Consider the following 17,283-nt stretch of genomic DNA (forward strand, 5'->3'; position numbering starts at 1 on the left):
ACGAGCCCCGGCCGCACAGGACAGCGAGCCGGTTTCACACGGCGACGCCAGGCGTCGTCGCCGAGCGAGCGCCCGGCGTCCGCCCGCTCACGCGTCCGCTTGGGCCGCGTCGCCGCCTCCGCCGGCGGCGGGCTCGGCCGGGGGCCGCTCGACCGCCCGCCGCACCTTGTGGCCGGGGCGATGGACGGCGATGCGCTCGGGGCGCTCGAAGCTGTCGGCCCGCGCGCGGCGCCAGCGCGACATCAGGGCCTCGACCTCGCAGGTGCCGTCGATCAGCGAGTTCACGGGGATCGGGTTGAAGATCAGGTCGCCCTCGATCGTCTCGCCCATCTTCTGGCGGAAGTTGAAGTGATAGGGGCTGATCTCGCCCGGATACTCCAGCCCCGCCGCCCCGATCATGTGGGCCACGGCCTTGAGCGTGTTGCGGTGGAAATTCGCCACCCGCACCGACTTGTCGGTCACGTTCACCGCCCGCTGGCGCAGCTTGTCCTGGGTGGCGACGCCGGCCGGACACTCATTGGTGTGGCAGGCCTGCGCCTGGATGCAGCCCACCGCGAACATGAAGCCGCGGGCCGAGTTGCACCAGTCCGCCCCCATCGCCAGCGTGCGGCAGATGTCGAAGGCCGAGACCACCTTGCCCGAGGCTCCGATCCGGATCCGGTCGCGCACCCCCGCCCCGATCAGGGTGTTGTGCACGATGGCCAGCCCGTCCTGCAGCGGCATGCCCATGTGGTTCGAGAATTCCAGCGGCGCCGCGCCGGTGCCGCCCTCGGATCCGTCCACCACGATGAAGTCGGGATAGATCCCGGTCTCGAGCATCGCCTTGACGATGCACATGAATTCGCGGCGGTGACCGATGCACAGCTTGAAGCCGACCGGCTTGCCCCCCGACAGCTCGCGCAGCTGGCCGATGAAGTCGACCATCTCCAGCGGCGTCGAGAAGGCCGAGTGCGAGGGCGGCGAGATGCAGTCCTCGTCCATCGGCACGTGGCGCGCCTCGGCGATCTCGGGGGTGATCTTGGCCGCGGGCAGCATGCCGCCGTGCCCGGGTTTGGCGCCCTGGCTCAGCTTCAGCTCGATCATCTTGACCTGCGGGTCGGCCGCCTGCTCCTGGAAGAGCTTGGGCGAGAAGTTCCCGTTCTTGTCGCGGCAGCCGAAATAGCCGGTGCCCACCTGGAAGATCAGGTCCCCCCCGCCCGCGCGGTGATAGCGCGAGATCCCGCCCTCGCCGGTGTCATGGGCGAAGCCGCCCATCCGCGCGCCGGTGTTCAGCGCGGTGATGGCGTTGCCCGACAGCGCCCCGAACGACATCGCCGAGACGTTGTAGAGCGAGATGTCGTAGGGCTGCCGACACTCGCTCCCGCCGACCTCGACGCGGAAATCCCAGTCCTCGACGTGCTTGGTGGCGACCGAGTGGGTCATCCAGGCGTAGCCGGGATCGTAGACATGCTCATGGGTGCCGAAGGGCTTCTTGTCCTCGACGTTCTTCGAGCGCTGGTAGACGAGGGAGCGCGCCTCGCGCGAGAACGGCTCCTCGTCCTCGTCGGATTCGATCAGATACTGGCGGATCTCGGGGCGGATGCCCTCGAACAGCCAGCGCATGTGGCCGATGACGGGATAGTTGCGCAGGATCGAGTGGCGCGACTGGATCAGGTCGCGGATCCCCACCACGAACAGCGCCAGCATCGCGGCGGAGGCGATCCACAGGATCACCTGCCAGGCCAGGATCTGGGCGAGCGACGCGAGGATCGCGAAGACGACGGCGAGAACCGCGGTGAGGGCGAAGACGCTGTAGCGTTCCATTCATGCCTCCGGAGGGGGAACGTTCCCCTGCCCTAGCATGACTGCGAGAGCTTTTCCCAACCCTAACGCCGCGCCCCCCGCGCACCCCACGGGCGGCCCCGGGGCCGGGAGCGCCTGTGCTCCGGAGCCGTCCGTCGCGGATGCCGATCAGAGCGACTCGGCCCCTGCGGTCCAGGATCGCGAAGCGACCGCGCTCCGCGCGGCTCGTCCTTGAGCGGAGAGGGCGAGTCGCTCAGGCATCGTCGGCGACGGACGGCTGCGGAGAACAGGCGCGGCTTGTTCTTCGGCGAGTCCCGAGGCCCCCTTCGCGGGCGCCAGCCCGCGCGCGCCGCCAGGCGCGCAAGGCCGAGCGAGCCCCGCCTCGCGAGGCCCCCCACACGCGCCCCCGCCCGCCGCGCGCCGCGGGCGGGACCGGCCCACGGGCGCGCGGCCCGACGCGGCGCCCCGCAGGGCCGCCCCTCAGCGGGACATCTTCGCGTCCGGCGCCCGGTCCTTCACCGCCGCCAGCAGGTCGGGCTTGAGCACCTTGCCCACCGCGTTGCGCGGCAGCGCCTCCATCACGTGCAGGGCCGAGACGCGCTGGGTCCGGCCGAGCTTGCCGTTCGCCTCGTCGAGGATCGCCTGCGCGTCCGCGCGCGCGCCCGCGCGCAGCACCACGCCCGCGACCGGCGTCTCTCCCCATTCCTCCGACGGCGCGCCGACCACGCCCACTTCCTGCACGTCGGGATGGGCGTGCAGCGCCTCCTCGAGGTCGGTGGCGTAGATGTTGAAGCCGCCCGAGATGATCATGTCCTTCTTGCGGCCCACGATATAGAGGAACCCGTCCTCGTCGATCCGCCCCAGGTCGCCCGAGCGGAACACCACCCGCCCGTCGTCGAGCCGCATCAGCGCCTTCTCGGTCAGGTCGTCGCGCCCGTGGTAGCCCGCCATCATCGCAGGCGAGCGGCCGACCACCTCGCCGACCTCGCCCTGCGGCACGGGCCGGTCGTCGTCGTCCAGGATCACCAGGTCGGAGGCCAGCGCCGGCTGCCCGACCGAGGCCGATTTCTGCGGGAACGCCTTGAGGTCCAGCATCGCCGAGACCCCGCCCTCGGTCAGCCCGTAGAGCTCGATGAAGTTCCCCGGCCAGCGGGCGATGATCTCGTTCTTGGTGGCGGCCGCCAGCGGCGAGGAGGTGCACACCGTCAGCTGCATCGAGGAGATGTCGGTGGTCTCCAGCTCCGGCGCCTTGAACAGGCGCTGCACCAGCACCGGCACCAGCATGCAGCAGGTGATCTTCTCGCGCGCGACAGTCTCCAGCCAGGCGAGGGTGTTCCACTTGGGCAGGAAGGTGACCGTGCCGCCCTCGGCGAGCGTGGCGATCATCGCCACCAGCGTGGTGTTGGAATAGAGCGGCGTGGTCAGCAGCGTGCGGCTGTCGGCCGAGATGCCGTTGGCGGTGAACCGCGGCATCTGGCGCGAGCGGAACAGGTGCGTGTGCACGATCCCCTTGGGGATGCCGGTCGTGCCCGACGAGTAGATAATGTTGAACAGGTCCTCGGGCTCGATCTCGGGCAGCTCGCCCGGGGCGGGGGCCGGCAGGTCCGGGTCGAGCAGCTTGGTCCAGCCCTCGGCCTCGAAATCGAGGGCCAGCCTGGCGACGTTGGCCAGGCCCGGGGTCGAGGCGACGATCCCCTCCACCCGCGTCTTCTGCGAGGCCGAGGCGACCACGCAGGGCGCGCCCGCGTCGGCGATCATCGTGGCCAGCGTCTCGTCCGAGGCGGTCACCGGCATCGGCGCCACGCAGCCCCCCGCCGCCAGGCCCGCCAGATAGGCCACGCAATAGTCCATCGGCGTGTCGGCCACGATCGAGACCACCGAGCGCCGGGTCAGCCCCCTGGCGATCATCAGCTTCGCCGCCCGTTCGGCCAGCGCGCAGGTCTGCGCCCAGGTCAGCATCCGCTCGCCCTCGCGGATCGCGGGGTGGTCGGGCCGCTCGGCCGCGTGGCGTCGCATCCGTCCCGGCAGGGTGCGGAACTCGTGCTCGGGCAGCGGAAGCGGCTCGATGGTCAGGGGGGCGGTGTCGGGCATTGCGGTGCGTCTCTTCCCTATCGAGGCGGGCGCCCCTCGCGCGGGGTGGGGCGGAGGGCGCGTCCTGTCATTGCGTCGCGCCCCCGAGACCCGCGCGGCCGGGCGCGATCCGGGGGACCGGCGGCCGGGCTCGCAGAGAGGGCGGAGACGCGCAGGCATCCTGATGGCTTCGCCTCTCCGCCGCAAGCCGGTCGGCAGGGAAGCGGCGCCGCAGGCGAGCCTCGCCTGAAGGTCGGAGAGAGCGGCGCCGCGGGTGGTCGATCCCGCCGCGCGCAGCCCACGCGCTCCCGACCCGGCGGCGGAGGACAGGGGCGCTGCCGGGCCCAGCCGCCGCTCCCCCCGGCCCGAACGGCGCCGGGAGCGCGGCCCCTGCCGCCCCCCGCGCTGCAGCCCGGCCTGACCCGCCGCCTTTTCCCCGCCCGCCCGCGTGCCCGTCCGCTTCCCCGCCCGCCCGGCCACGCGCGTCGAGGCTTGCCCGCCCCCCTCCCGGTCCGTAGTCTGGCCCGCACGGCGCAGCCCGCGCCGCCCTCCCTCCCACCCGGGGAAGCATCGCGGATGCAGGGCGTCTCCCCCGTCGGATCCACCGTTCGAGCGCGCGCATGAGGAGGGGTTGCGGTTCCCGCTCGCGATGGAGGCTCCGAGATGTCCCAGACCGTCCCCGGTTCCCGAGCGAACCTGCCCGCCCTGAAGCGCCGCGCCCGCCGGCTGTCGCGCGCCGAGGGGATCCCCCTCCACGCCGCGCTCGACCGCCTCGCGCAGGCCGAGGGCTTTGCCCGCTGGAGCCTGCTCGCCGCCCGCGCGGCCGGAGACGCTCCGGGGGCTGATGCGGCCGGCCCTCTCGCAAACGCGGTCCCGCCGCCGCTCGACCAGGCGGTGTTTCCGCGCCTGTCGGCGGGCGACCGCCTGCTGCTCGCCGGCCGTCCCGGCCAGGGCAAGACGCTGATCGGACTGCGCCTTCTGCTCGACGCCGCGCGGGAGGGGCGGCGCGCGACGTTCTACACGCTCGACTGGACCCAGGCCGAGACCCGCGCCCGCCTGCACGCCCTCGCCGGCCCCGACGCGGGGCTCGCCGAGGCGCCCGAGATCATGGCCTGCGACGACATCGACGCAGAGCGGATCGAGGCGGATCTCGCCGCCGGCCCGCGGGGCGCGGTGGCCGCGATCGACTACCTGCAACTGCTGGACCAGCGGCGCAGCACGCCGCCGCTCGAAGCGCAGGTGAGCGCGCTGGCGGCGTTCGCCCGCCGCTCGGGCGCGATCCTGGCGTTCCTGTCCCAGATCGACCGCGCCTGGCGGCCCGAGAGCGCGCCCACCCCCTCGCTTGCCCACCTTCGCCGCCCCAACCCGTTCCCGGTCGAGGCGTTTTCGCACGCCTGTTTCATCCACGGCGGGGCGATGCGCTTCCACGACCTTCCCTGAGCGCGCCGCGCAGGGGGCCGCGCCGCCGCGGAAAAGGACGGCCCCGGGCGTGACCCGGGGCCTCTCGACCCCGGCAAGGGTCGCGGTCGCCGTCCGGGCGCCGACGCTTTCGCAGGGCCCCGCTCAGCTCAGGGCGGGGGTCGCCTGCCGGCCGGGCTCAGGCCGCCTTTTCCTGCGACTTCAGCAGCCGCTTCACGCCGGTCGCGGCGGACACGGCGCCGTCCTTGGCGAAGGCCTCGTGGCGGGCCTCGATCCGGTCGAGGTCGTAGAGGTAGTTGACCATCGCCCCGCCGCTGCGCGCGAGGCCGCTGTCGGAGAGATCGGCCGGCCAGTGCACGTCCGCCAGCATGGCGCCGTTGCCCAGATGGAAGCGGGCGACGGGGTCCAGCGGACGGCCGTCGGGGCGCTTGCCCTCCAGCAGATACTGCGCCACGCGCCGCTCCATCCGCGGCGCCAGCGCCTTGCGCTCGGCCTCGTCCTCGCGCCAGCGGCCCTCGGCCAGCCGCTCGCGCAGATCGGCGGCCAGGGGATCGGCCTCGGCCGTGCGCTCGATCCACGCGGCGAAGCCCGGCGCCGGCGAGAGGGTCACGAAGGTCTTCAGGTTCGGCAGCTCGCGCGACAGCTCCTGCACCACCTGCTTGATCAGGAACGAGCCGAAGGTGACCCCCTTCAGCCCCGCCTGGCAGTTGGAGATCGAGTAGAACACGGCCGTGTCCGCATCGCGCGGCTGGATCGCGCCGCCCCCCTCGAGCACCGGACGGATCGCGCCGGGCACGCCGTCGGTCAGCGCCACCTCGACGAAAACCAGCGGCTCGTCGCCGGTGGCGGGGTGGAAGAAGGCGAAGCAGCGCCGGTCGGCCGGGTCCAGCCGGCGGCGCAGGTCGTCCCAGTCGCGGATCTCATGCACCGCCTCGTAGGCGACGATCTTCTCGAGGATCGCGGCGGGCGTGTTCCAGTCGATCTCGCGCAGCACCAGGAACCCGCGGTTGAACCACGAGGCGAAGAGATGCGCGAAGTCGACGTCGAGCGGCTTCAGCGAGGGGTCGGCCTTCGCCGCGGCCAGCAGGTCCTCGCGCATGCGGACCAGCGCGATGGTGCCGCCCGGGCACAGGTTCAGCGCCCGCAGCAGCGACTGGCGGCGCGGCTCGACGGCCTGGAAGAGGTTTGCGAAGGCGGCGTCGGGCGCGTCCTCGGCGGGCTCCGCGGCGGCCATGGCGGCCTCCCACGCCGCATAGGCGGCGCGCAGCGTGTCGACGTCGGGCCCGTAGTCGTCGAGCAGGCGGCGGAAGAAGGCCGCGCGCTGGGGGGCCTCGAGGCGCTGCCAGGCCTCCAGCGCCTCGGCCGCCGCGGCGATGCGCGAGGCCTCGCCCCCGGGTTTCATCAGCCGGGCGCAGGCTTCCTCCAGCTGGCGCTCGGGGGCGCCGGCGCCGGCGCCGGCCCAGGGGCGGTCGTTGAGGCGCAGGGCGGACAGCAGGTCCTGGACGAAATCGATGTTGATGCTGGGCATCGGCGGACCTCCTGCGCGGATCGGAATGAGGCGCGATCCTAACCGACTCGGCTCGGCCGGTCGAAGGAAGCTTCGCGGCGAAACGCGGGCGCGGGGGGCGGCGGGATTAATCGAATGATAATCACCTGAGGGGCAAAAGATGGCGGAAAGGCGCCGTATCAGGTTGACGAACCGGGACGGCTGAGGCCTTTCTTTCCTGAGAGGAAACGCCGTGATTATGAGTCGAGATCAGATGCTCCGCAGGACACCATTCGTCGTGGCCGCCGTGTCGGCGGCCGCCCTGGCCGCGACCGTGGCGCCGGCGAGCGCGGAGCCCTCGGCGGCGCCCTCGATCTCGTCGGGCTGGGATCCGGCCTGGAGCGGGGGGGCCTGCTGCAGCACCGTCGCCAAGCCGCCGCGCCGCTGGGGCCCGCGCCTGCCGAGCGAGGCGCGCGACCTGCGCCGCCGCGACACGGTCTGGATGTTCCCCGAGCCGACGCCGATCGGGCGGCCGATCTTCCTCGCGCCCGCGGCCGAGCTTACGGTGACCACGCCCGACCGCTCGGTCTCGGGCGCCTATTACGGCGCCCTGCCCTTCGGCCTGCCCGACCGGCTTCCCAAGGCGCAGCTGACCGTTTCGGGCGACACGTCCGGTTTCGAACTGCCGCGGGACCTGTCTCCGCAGTCCCTCGCTTCGACCCTGCGCACGCTGCAGCTGCCCGACGGCAAGGCGCGGATCGACGTGGCCGGGACCTGGGCGACGGCGCGCTACGACTCCGACGCCGGCCTGCTGAGCCTGACCGCGCCGCTGCTGGGCCTTGACCGCGACTACCAGGCCGAGACCGGCCGCGACGCGGAGCGGATCTTCCGCCGCCTGTGGCGCAAGCATCGCTCGACGATCGAGACCGCCTACCTGAAGTGGTCTGCGGCCCACAATTCCAGGGATCCGGTGGCGGGCAATCCCTGGTCGACGATGACCATGATGGCCACCGGCGGCATCGATTCCTTCTTCTACACCTCGACCCTGGCCGAGTCCGGCGGGCGGCCGATGGTGATGATGATGCGCGGCCCGGGCGCGACGGACGGCGCGACGATCGACGCCACGGGTCTGCCCGGCAGAGGCGTGGCCTACCGCGGCGACCTCGGGTCGGCCGGCGGCCTGCCGAGCTCGGGGCCCGTGCGCGGCGGCGCGTCGACCGGCTTCTCGGGCACGGCCACGGCGGCGGCGCCGCTGGGTCTGGGCAACCGGGCGCAGCTGGTGTTCTCGGCGCCGGTCGCGTGGGCCGCGACCGGCGGCGCCCACCGGCTGAACGGCGCGGCGAGCCTCGGGCTTCTGGCCGAAGTTGCGCCGGACTGGACGCTGGGGATGATGGCCCAGGGCGGCATCGGCGCGCAGACGGATGCGGGCGCGGCCTGGCTCGCGGGCGGTTCGGTCGCCTCGCGCTACACGCTCGACGGCGGCGGCGGCGGCGTCTCGGTAAGCTTCATGAACAGCGTCTCCAGCCTGACCACCCTGCCCTTCGAATACGCCGGGCGGCGCGTCGATTACGATCTGTCGAACCTCGCGATGCGCAACGCCGTGGCGGCCGAGCGCCCGATCTCCGAGCCCGACGGCATCCGTCCGATCAACCTGCTCGGCCTCGAAGTGTCGGAGACGCGCTTCACCGGCGACTCCCTCTACATCGAGCAGAGCTGGGAGGCCGCGGTCACCTGGCGGCGCGTCGAGCCCGGCCTTGGCGAGGTTGCGGCGGCCCGCCTCTCGGCGCTCGCCACCGATACCGGCGACACCGGCGCCCGACTGTCGCTCGATCTGGCGTTCTGATCGCCAGGCGACGGGCTGCGGCGGGCCGAAGCGCGCCCGCCAGCCGCGGCACGACATCGGGCGCGATGCCCGGGGCCCCGCGCCCCTGCGGCCCCGCAGGCCGGTCCCCGAGGTCGGCCCCCTGAGGTCGGCGGCGGGGATTTGGCAGGCGCCTGGCCTGCTGCGCAGCCCCTCCTGCCGCTCGGCGTCCGGAAACGTTTCCTGCCGGGCTATGCCACGCCCTCTTTGCGTCAGCCCGCCCATGGCGCGGCTGGCGCGGCGGCTTGCCGCTCAAGGGGCCGGCCGCCTGCTGTTTCATGGGCCGGCCGCCCGCTGGGTCGCGGGCGGCGCCGCGGGGGCGCGTCCCGATCCGCCCGTCGCGCGCGCGACACCCCGCAAATCATCATGCGAATTACTGAAGCAATCGAGGCCTCTCGTTTCGGAAAGCGTGAATTTCCGACACGCGAACGCGCCGCACCTGAACATTGCGACAGAATGCTGATAGATATTTTCAAGTCATGATGTCCTCACTATACATTCACGAACGGTTGGCCTCGAACGGGTCGACCGGCGTGTCCATCTCTGCCGCCCCGGACCCGCGCTCCCGGTCCGGGCGCGAGACCGTGACGCTGGCCCGATTCAGGTCCCCGAACGCCGCCATGACGTCACCTTCCGCCCCGTCCCGCCGATCCCCTGCCCGCCGGCGCGCCGTCGCGCGCGGCCTGAGCCGACCGCAGGCGATCGCCGAGACCCTGAAGGACTGGATCGTCGAGCAGGACCTCGCCCCCGGCGATCGCCTGCCCCAGGAGGCGCAGCTGATCACGGTGCTGGGCGCCTCGAAGGGCACGGTGCGCGAGGCGCTGCGGGTGCTCGAGACGCAGGGGCTGATCCGGACCCGCACCGGCCCCGGCGGCGGCGCCTTCATCACCCCGGTCGACGGCGACCACGCGGCGCTGCTTCTGGCCAACCTGTTCTTCTTCGAGCGCCCCGAGCTCGCCGACCTGCTGCAGATGCGCCGCGCACTGATGCCCGCGCTGGCCGCCGCGCTGGCGCAGACGCTCGAGCCCGCCGACATCGAGGCGCTGGCCGGAACCGCGGCCCCCCTCGCCAACTCGAAGGACCCCGAGGCCCGACGCGCCGCCGCCCTCGCCTTCGACGAGGCGCTGGCGGCCGGCGCGACAAACCCGTTGCTGCGCTTCGCCTGCGGCTTCCTCGCCCGGATGCTGGGAGAGCTGGTCGATGCCCCGGCCGCCGTGCCCGACGCGGCCGGGACCGGCTGGCCCGAGGCGCTGATCGCCGCGCTGCGCGCCCGCGACGCGGAGGGCGCGGCGGCCGCGATCGAGGATCGGCTGGATCGCGAGGCCGCAGCCCTGACCGCCGCCGGCGCCGTCGTCGCCCGCCGCTTCCTCGCCGCGCGCGCCTCGCGCTGAACTCCGCTCAGACGGCGTCGGTCCGGCGCATCCTCGCCCGGATGTTGCGCGGCGTTATCCGGCGGCCCGAGCGCGCGTCGCTCAGCACCGGCTCGACCGGCTCGCCGCTGTCGCGAAACTCGTAGACCAGCGGCGGGCCGTCCGCGAGCGGCAGGTGCGCGTCGGCCCAGCCCACCAGGCTCATCAACACCGGCTGCAGGTCGAGGCCCCGATCCGTCAGGCGGTATTCGTGGCGGGGCGGACGCTCCTGATACTGCACGCGTTCGAGCACGCCGGCCGCCTCCAGCTTGCGCAGACGGTCGACGAGCACGTGGCGGGTGACGCCGAGGCTCTCCTGGAACCGCTCGAACCGACGGGCGCCGCGGAAGCAGTCCCGCAGGATCAGCAGGGTCCAGCGGTCCCCGATCACCGACAGGGCCCGGGCCACGGGACAACTCTCTTCGTTCAGTTCGTTCCAGCGCATGAACCGGGATATAGCACGGGTTGACAGGTTCCGAAAGGGAACGCACTCTCAGGGTGCATTCCAAAACAGAACCCACCTTGCCGTGGGTCGCCGACGACACGACCCCCGAGGAGCCTCCGATGACAGACGCCACGCCCGCCCAGACCGTCCGCAGCCGGACCTACGAGTACGAAGTCGCGAGCTTCGATCCCTCGGCCGCGATGCGGCTGAGCGGGATCGACTACATGCGCGCGCTGGTGGCCGGCGAGATCGGCTCGCGTCCCTCGATCGGGGCGACCATCGGCATGGGGATCCCCTATGACATCGAGCCCGGCTCGGTGCGGTTCGACGCCGAGCCGTCGGACTTCGTGTTGAACCCGCTGGGCACGGTGCACGGCGGGTTCGCGGCGACGGTGCTGGATTCGGCGCTGGGGGTGGCGGCGCACACGGTGCTGCCGGCCGCGCATGGCTACACCACCGCCGAGCTGAAGGTGAACTACACCCGCGCGATCCTGCCCACGACCGGCACGCTGACCTGCACCGGCACGGTGATCCACGCCGGCCGGCGGATGGTGACGACCGAGGCGCGGCTGGTCGGCAAGGCGGACGGCAAGCTCTACGCCCATGGCTCGGCGACGCTGTTCGTCATGCCGCTTGCCAGGGCCGCCTGAGGTGGCCCTCGCCTCAGGCCCCGCGTCCACCCCGGCCGAGCTGCGGGTCGCCGCCCGCGCCGCGCGCACCCGCCGTCTGCTTTCGGGCCCCATCGGCCCCACGCTGGCGCGCATGGCGGCGCCGAACGTGCTGGCAATGAGCGTCACCGCCGCCGTCTCGATCGCCGAGGCGGGGTTCGCCGGGCGGCTGGGCGTCTCGGCGCTGGCCGGGCTGGCGATGGTGTTCCCCTTCGTGATGCTGACCCAGATGCTCTCGGGGGGCGCCTTCGGGGGCGCGATCTCGGCGGCCGTGGCGCGCGCGCTCGGCGCGGGTGACCTGCGCCGGGCCGAGCGGCTGGCCCTGCATGCCTGCGTCATCGCGCTGGTCGCCGCCGCCCTCTCGGCGGTGCTGATGGCGAGCTTCGGCCGGCCGCTGTTCACCCTGCTGGCCGGCGCGCGGGGCGAGGCCGGCGGAGGCGCCATCGCCGCCGCGCTCGCCTATGCGGCGGTGTTCTTCCCGGGCTGCTTTGCGCACTGGCTGTGCAACGCCATGCTTTCGGCGGTGCGGGGGACGGGGGACATGGCCACGCCCTCGCTGATCCTGCTGCTCTCGGCGCTCGGCTCGATCCCGGCGGCGGGGGCGCTGGCGCTGGGCTGGGGGCCGTTCTCGGAGCTGGGGATGGCCGGGCTCGCGGCCGGCCAGGTGATCGCCTATTCCATCGGCTCGCTGGCGGGACTGGCGGTGTGGGTCTCGGGTCGCTCGGGTCTCAGCCTGCGCGGGGCGATCGCGCCGCTGTCGGGGGCGCTGTTCGCCGACATCCTGCGGGTGGGGCTGGTGGCCTCGCTGTCGGCGATCCAGACGGTGGCGACCATCGTGGCGATGGTCGGGCTGGTCGGCCGCTTCGGCGAGCCGGCGCTGGCGGGCTATGGCCTGGGCGCGCGGCTCGAGTTCCTGATGGTCCCGGTGGTCTTCGGGATCGGCGCCGCGATGACCGCCATGGTCGGGGCCTGCGTGGGGGCGGGCGACCTCGCGCGTGCGCAGCGAGTGGCCTGGACCGGCTCGCTTGCCGCCGGGGTGATCGTGGGCGGGGTGGGGCTGGTCTGCGCCTTTGCCCCCGACCTGTGGCTGAACCTGTTCCTGCCGCCCGAGGCCGAGGCCTCGCGCGCCGCCGGACGGGCCTACTTCGGCCTCGTCGGTCCGTTCTACGGCTTCTTCGCGCTGGGGCTGGCGCTGTATTTCGCCTCGCAGGGCGCGGGGAAGGTGCTGTGGCCTGTGCTGGCGGGGTTCGCGCGCCTGTTCGTCGCCGTGGGCGGCGGGCTGCTGGCGATCGAGACGCTGAACCTCGGGCTGAGCGGAGTCTTCGGCGCGGTGGCGCTGGGGATGCTGATCTACGGCGTGATGACGGCGACGGCCATTCGAATGGGGGCCTGGGGCCGACCCTGAGGGCCCCCTGACCCCCGCCTCGGTGCCGCCTTCGGGCGGCGCCTTTTTCGCGTCCGCCCGTCGGCCGGCGCGATGTCGCCCGCCCGGCTACCGGGCGGCGGTCGCCTCCCGCCCCGCCGAGGTCAGCCGCGCCGCCTCGGCCGGAGAGATCACCGGGGCGCCCAGCGTCTCGGCCCGGACCGCGGCGACCGCGGCCTCGAGCTTCAGCGACTCGGCGACCGCGCGCCCGTCGGCGGGGTCCGGCGCGCCGGGGCCGACCTCGCCGGGCGGCGGCATGTCGGGCACATCGGCCAGTCGCGGCCAGGCGTCGGTCTCGGGCGCCGGCGTCTCGGGCAGGTCCAGGCCTGCGAACGCGCCGCGCGGGCCGGTCAGCAGGTCGTCGACTCCGCATCCGCTCAAGGAGATCCCGCAAAGCAACATTATTGCTGCGCTGCACAATGACGCAGTGGTTCGCACGGGTTTGTTCGCCTGCTCGATTGGATGCATTATGTGGGGGATCATAACGACCGTCGGCTGGCCAGACCAGAGCGACGCGAAGCTCCGGCCGTCTGAAAGAGCCGGGGCTCGACCCGGAGGACGACCAGATGGAAGAACGCGACCTCGCATCCCAGGCCGCGGATGTCGCCGCGGACTACACCGCCTTCGCCGGGAACATGGCCAAGGTGATGGAGCAGAGCCAGGGGATCTGGATGCGCCTGATGCAGGCGCAGGCCAGGGATGACCGCCCGATCCACGCCGACCCGCTGAACGCCCTGCCCGCGATGGCCGAGCTGCAGCAGGCTTTCCTCAACCACCCCCACCAGGTGGCCGAGCGCAGCCTGCAGCTGTGGATGGCGCAGGCCGAGCTGATGCGCCGCGCCACCGCCCAATGGTTCGGGACCGAGCCGCCGCGCCCCGTCGCCCAGCCCGCCCGCGGCGACAAGCGCTTCAAGCACGACCGGTGGACCGACGACCGGATCTTCGACTACATCAAGCAGTCCTACCTGCTGACCGCCGAATACCTCGAGCATGTCGCCGACGACGTGGGCGAGGAGATGGACGTGCGCGACCGCAAGAAGGTCGCCTTCCTCACCAAGCAGTTCGTCGAGGCGATGAGCCCGACCAACTTCGCCGCCATGAACCCCGAGGTGCTGGAGGCGACGGTCGAGCAGAAGGGCGAGAACCTGGTGCGCGGCCTGAAGATGATGGCCGAGGATCTCGAGCGCGGCAAAGGCAGCCTGATCATCCGTCAGACCGACATGGACGCCTTCAAGGTCGGCCGCGACATGGCCGTCACCGACGGCCAGGTGGTGTTCCAGAACGAGGTGATGCAGCTGATCCAGTACGCGCCGACGACCGAACAGGTCCACGCGACGCCCGTGCTGTTCATGCCCCCCTGGATCAACAAGTATTACATCCTCGACCTCAACACCCAAAAGTCGATGGTCAAGTGGATGACCGAACAGGGGTTCACCGTCTTCCTGATCTCCTGGGTCAACCCGGACGAGCGCCAGAAGGACGAGACCTGGGACAGCTACCTCGAGAAGGGCGCCCTGACCGCGATCGACAAGGTGCTGGAGGAGACCGGACAGAAGACGCTGAACCTCACCGCCTACTGCATCGGGGGCACGCTGGCCGCGACCATGCTCGCCTACATGAAGAAGACCGGCGACAAGCGGGTGAAGTCCTGCACCTTCTTCACCGCGCTGACCGATTTCGAGGATGCGGGCGACCTGCAGGTCTTCGTCGACGAGAACACCCTGCGCGTGGTCGACGAGCAGATGAGCAAGGGCTACCTGCCCGCCGAGTCGATGGCGACCACCTTCAACATGCTGCGCGCCTCGGACCTGATCTGGAACTACGTCGTCTCGAACTACTATCTCGGGAAGGAGCCGTTCCCCTTCGATCTTCTCTACTGGAACGCGGATTCCACCGCGATGCCGGCCAAGGTTCACCACTATTACCTCGAGAAGTTCTACCACGGCAACGCGCTGGCCAAGGGCGACCTGCGGGTGCTGAACATGCCCGTGGCGCTCTCGGACGTGTCGGTCCCGGTCTACCACGTCGCCTCGAAGGAGGATCACATCGCCCCCGCGGCGGCGGTCTACCGCGGCGCCCGACTGATGACGGGGGTGAAGGAGATGCGCTTCGTGGTGGCGGGCTCGGGCCACATCGCGGGCGTGGTGAACCCGCCGGCGATGAAGAAGTACCAGCACTGGGTCGAGGGCGACATGGACGCCGAGGACGTCGCCGGCTACCTCGCCACCGCCGAGGAGCGTCCTGGCTCCTGGTGGCCCGACTGGGCGGCGTGGCTCGCCAAGAAGTCCGGCCGCATGGTGGCGGCGCGGGAGCCGGGCGCCGTGCTCGGCGCGATCGAACCCGCGCCCGGCGCCTATGTGAAGCGGCGCTTCGACGACGGCTGACGGCGATCGGCCGGCCCGTGAACGCGAAAGGCCCGCGCCGAGGCGCGGGCCTTGTCGTGTCGACCGCGGGGCGGCGGCCTATTCGGCCGCGACGGCCTCTTCCTCGTGCGCGGCGATGAACCGCTCCGCCTCCAGGGCCGCCATGCAGCCCATGCCGGCCGAGGTCACGGCCTGGCGGTAGACGTGGTCGGTCACGTCGCCGGCCGCGAAGACGCCGGGGATCGAGGTCGCCGTCGTGCCCGGAGTCACCTTCACATAGCCGCCGTGGTGCAGCTCGAGCTGGCCCGCGACCAGCTCCGAGGACGGCGAGTGGCCGATGGCGACGAAGACGCCGGCGACCTCGCGCGTCTGCTCGGCGCCCGTCTGGACGTGGCGCAGGCGCACGCCGGTGACGCCCAGCGGGTCGCTCTCGCCGATCACCTCGTCGAGGAGGTGGTCCCAGATCACTTCGACCTTGGGGTTCTTGAACAGGCGGTCCTGCAGGATCTTCTCCGAGCGCAGGGAGTCGCGCCGGTGCACAAGCGTCACCCTGGAGGCGAAGTTGGTAAGGAACAGCGCCTCCTCGACGGCGGTGTTGCCGCCGCCGATCACCATCACCTCCTTGCCGCGATAGAAGAACCCGTCGCAGGTGGCGCAGGCGGAGACGCCGAAGCCCTTGAACTTCTCCTCGGACTCGAGCCCCAGCCAGCGCGCCTGGGCGCCGGTCGCCAGGATCACCGCGTCGGCCAGGATCACCTCGCCGCCGTCGAGCTCGGCCCGGAACGGGCGCTGCGCGAGGTCGAGACGGGCCACGAGGTCGGAGACGATCTCGGTCCCCACGGCGCGGGCGTGGGCCTCCATCCGCTCCATCAGCGCGGGGCCCATGACCTCCGCGTCGCCGGGCCAGTTCTCGACCTCGGTGGTGATGGTCAGCTGGCCGCCGGGCTGGATGCCCTGGACCAGCACCGGCTCGAGCATCGCGCGGGAGGCGTAGACCGCCGCGGTGTAGCCCGCAGGGCCGGAGCCGATGATCAGAACCTTCACGCGCCGAACGTCGCCCATGTTCGCCTCCGCCGTCTTGAGATGAGCGATCCATATAGACAAGGCAGGCCGCCGCCGAAACCCCGCCCCGCCCGGTTCCGCGCGCACAGCCGGCATGCGAGGCGCGCAGGCCCCGCGGCCCGGCCGCCTCAGCCCAGCCGCAGGGCGAGCTCGGCCGCCGCCGCCTCGGCCTGGGCCAGGGGCGTCGCGTCCCAGGTCAGCAGCCGGCCGTCCCATTCGCGCGAGGCGCCGGCGCGGGCGAGGCTTTCGTGGAACCGCGCGAGCTTGGCCGAAAGCCCGTCGAGGCCCAGCACATGCACCGGCACCCCCGCGGAGGCCGCCTCGGAGGCCATGTTGACCGAATCCGCCGTCACCAGCGCCGCCGAGGCCAGCCCGAGGATCCCCGGATAGGGGTTCGCCCCCGCTCCGTCCCACAGGAAGGCGCGCGGGGCGGCGCGGCGCAGCGCCAGGCTCAGCCCCTCGGGCGAGCGGCGCGAGAGCGTGGCCATGATCCCCCAGCCGGCGGCGGTCGCCGTCTCGAGCGCCTCCACGAGGCGCATGGTCAGGGTGGGCGACCAGCGGGCCGAGCGGCTGGGCCCGCCCACCAGCACCGCGAGCCGCGGCTCGGGCAGGCGGGAGAGGGCGGCCGACCACAGGCTCGCCTCGGCCGCCGCGAGTTCGGGCGTGACGCGGGAGAGGGAGCCGAGCGTCTCGATCACGTTGCGTCCCGACAGGCGGTCGTGGCGGGGAACCACCACCGCGTCGAAGGCCGAGAGGCGCATGCCGGGGTTGAGGATCTGCACCGCCTTCGTGGCCCCGCCCGACAGCCGGCGCAGCGCGGCGGCGACGGGGGCCGAGCGGCGGCCGGCCGAGATCACCAGCTCTGGCCAGGGACGGGCCAGCGCCGCGCCGCCGTCCTCGAGCGCGGCGAAGGGCCAGCCGCCCTCGCGCGCGGGCATCGCCGCCCAGGCCATGGCCGGCAGGCGCGCGGGACCCGGCCGCGGCGTGGCGCGGCGGATCTCGGCCGGGGCCCAGCCGTGGGCCTCGAGCGCGCGCGCGAGCGCCAGCGCGGGCCCCTCGTTGCCGGGGCGACCGTCGGTCACCACCCAGACGTCGCGCAGGTTGCTGCCCTGCATCAAACCGTGCTGTCCATCATGCCGTGAGGGCGCTCCCTTTCCGAATCTTGCGCTTTCGCGCAACATCATTGCATTGTCCCGCCCGACCGGAGCAATCCGGCGTCGAAGCCGGTTCGCCGGCGCCTTGATTCCCGCGTCCGGCCGCGTCCCGCGCCGCGCGCCCCGTCGCCCAGGAACCCG

13 protein-coding genes are annotated in these 17,283 nt (G+C 72.5%); 6 read left to right on the forward strand and 7 right to left on the reverse strand.

The genetic code is table 11. The features are described 5' to 3' along the window. Positions 1 to 87: 87 nt before the first annotated feature. Complete coding sequence (locus tag AAC134_RS13435; RefSeq protein ID WP_339949609.1) at positions 88 to 1,803, reverse strand: FMN-binding glutamate synthase family protein; 1,716 nt, start codon at positions 1,801 to 1,803, stop codon at positions 88 to 90. 459 nt (positions 1,804 to 2,262) lie between these two features. Next, positions 2,263 to 3,873, reverse strand: coding sequence for an AMP-binding protein (locus AAC134_RS13440; RefSeq protein ID WP_339949610.1), 1,611 nt, complete (start codon positions 3,871 to 3,873; stop codon positions 2,263 to 2,265). Between the two features lie 642 nt (positions 3,874 to 4,515). On the opposite strand from AAC134_RS13440, the gene AAC134_RS13445 reads away from it, so the two are divergent. Beyond that, positions 4,516 to 5,292: a DNA helicase gene (locus AAC134_RS13445; RefSeq protein ID WP_339949611.1), complete on the forward strand. Its 777-nt coding sequence runs from the start codon at positions 4,516 to 4,518 to the stop codon at positions 5,290 to 5,292. Between the two features lie 157 nt (positions 5,293 to 5,449). On the opposite strand, the gene AAC134_RS13450 is transcribed toward AAC134_RS13445, so the two are convergent. Further along, positions 5,450 to 6,799, reverse strand: coding sequence for a malonyl-CoA decarboxylase (locus AAC134_RS13450; RefSeq protein ID WP_339949612.1), 1,350 nt, complete (start codon positions 6,797 to 6,799; stop codon positions 5,450 to 5,452). A 217-nt stretch (positions 6,800 to 7,016) separates the two neighbouring features. On the opposite strand from AAC134_RS13450, the gene AAC134_RS13455 reads away from it, so the two are divergent. Continuing rightward, positions 7,017 to 8,600 (forward strand): hypothetical protein, encoded by a 1,584-nt coding sequence (locus AAC134_RS13455; RefSeq protein WP_339949613.1) that lies wholly within the window; start codon positions 7,017 to 7,019, stop codon positions 8,598 to 8,600. Between the two features lie 638 nt (positions 8,601 to 9,238). Further along, entirely contained in the window at positions 9,239 to 10,009 is a 771-nt protein-coding gene (locus AAC134_RS13460) for a GntR family transcriptional regulator (protein WP_339949614.1), read from the forward strand. Between the two features lie 7 nt (positions 10,010 to 10,016). Here the strand turns inward: AAC134_RS13460 and AAC134_RS13465 are convergent, their stop codons facing one another. Next, a complete protein-coding gene (locus tag AAC134_RS13465) occupies positions 10,017 to 10,436 on the reverse strand; it encodes a helix-turn-helix domain-containing protein (protein ID WP_339949615.1) in 420 nt (139 codons plus the stop codon). Between the two features lie 155 nt (positions 10,437 to 10,591). Here AAC134_RS13465 and AAC134_RS13470 point away from each other — a divergent pair, with 155 nt between their 5' ends. Both AAC134_RS13470 and AAC134_RS13475 read left to right on the forward strand, forming a co-directional pair. Then, positions 10,592 to 11,122 carry a PaaI family thioesterase gene (locus tag AAC134_RS13470; RefSeq protein ID WP_339949616.1) on the forward strand — a complete coding sequence of 177 codons (531 nt, stop codon included), beginning with the start codon at positions 10,592 to 10,594 and terminating at the stop codon, positions 11,120 to 11,122. Position 11,123: 1 nt separating this feature from the next. Next, the gene (locus AAC134_RS13475) at positions 11,124 to 12,545 is read left to right on the forward strand and encodes an MATE family efflux transporter (RefSeq protein ID WP_339949617.1); all 1,422 of its coding nucleotides are present in this window, start codon (positions 11,124 to 11,126) and stop codon (positions 12,543 to 12,545) included. 87 nt (positions 12,546 to 12,632) lie between these two features. On the opposite strand, the gene AAC134_RS13480 is transcribed toward AAC134_RS13475, so the two are convergent. Then, positions 12,633 to 12,944, reverse strand: coding sequence for a hypothetical protein (locus AAC134_RS13480; RefSeq protein ID WP_339949618.1), 312 nt, complete (start codon positions 12,942 to 12,944; stop codon positions 12,633 to 12,635). A gap of 185 nt (positions 12,945 to 13,129) precedes the next feature. On the opposite strand from AAC134_RS13480, the gene phaC reads away from it, so the two are divergent. After that, positions 13,130 to 14,947 (forward strand): class I poly(R)-hydroxyalkanoic acid synthase, encoded by a 1,818-nt coding sequence (phaC, locus tag AAC134_RS13485; RefSeq protein WP_339949619.1) that lies wholly within the window; start codon positions 13,130 to 13,132, stop codon positions 14,945 to 14,947. A gap of 78 nt (positions 14,948 to 15,025) precedes the next feature. Here the strand turns inward: phaC and trxB are convergent, their stop codons facing one another. Beyond that, entirely contained in the window at positions 15,026 to 15,988 is a 963-nt protein-coding gene (trxB, locus tag AAC134_RS13490; protein ID WP_339949620.1) for a thioredoxin-disulfide reductase, read from the reverse strand. Between the two features lie 128 nt (positions 15,989 to 16,116). Beyond that, positions 16,117 to 17,103, reverse strand: a complete 987-nt coding sequence (locus tag AAC134_RS13495) for a mitochondrial fission ELM1 family protein (protein ID WP_339949621.1) — start codon at positions 17,101 to 17,103, stop codon at positions 16,117 to 16,119. Positions 17,104 to 17,283 lie beyond the last annotated feature (180 nt).

The sequence above is a fragment of the uncultured Albimonas sp. genome (assembly GCF_963977235.1).
GTDB lineage: Bacteria > Pseudomonadota > Alphaproteobacteria > Rhodobacterales > Rhodobacteraceae > Albimonas.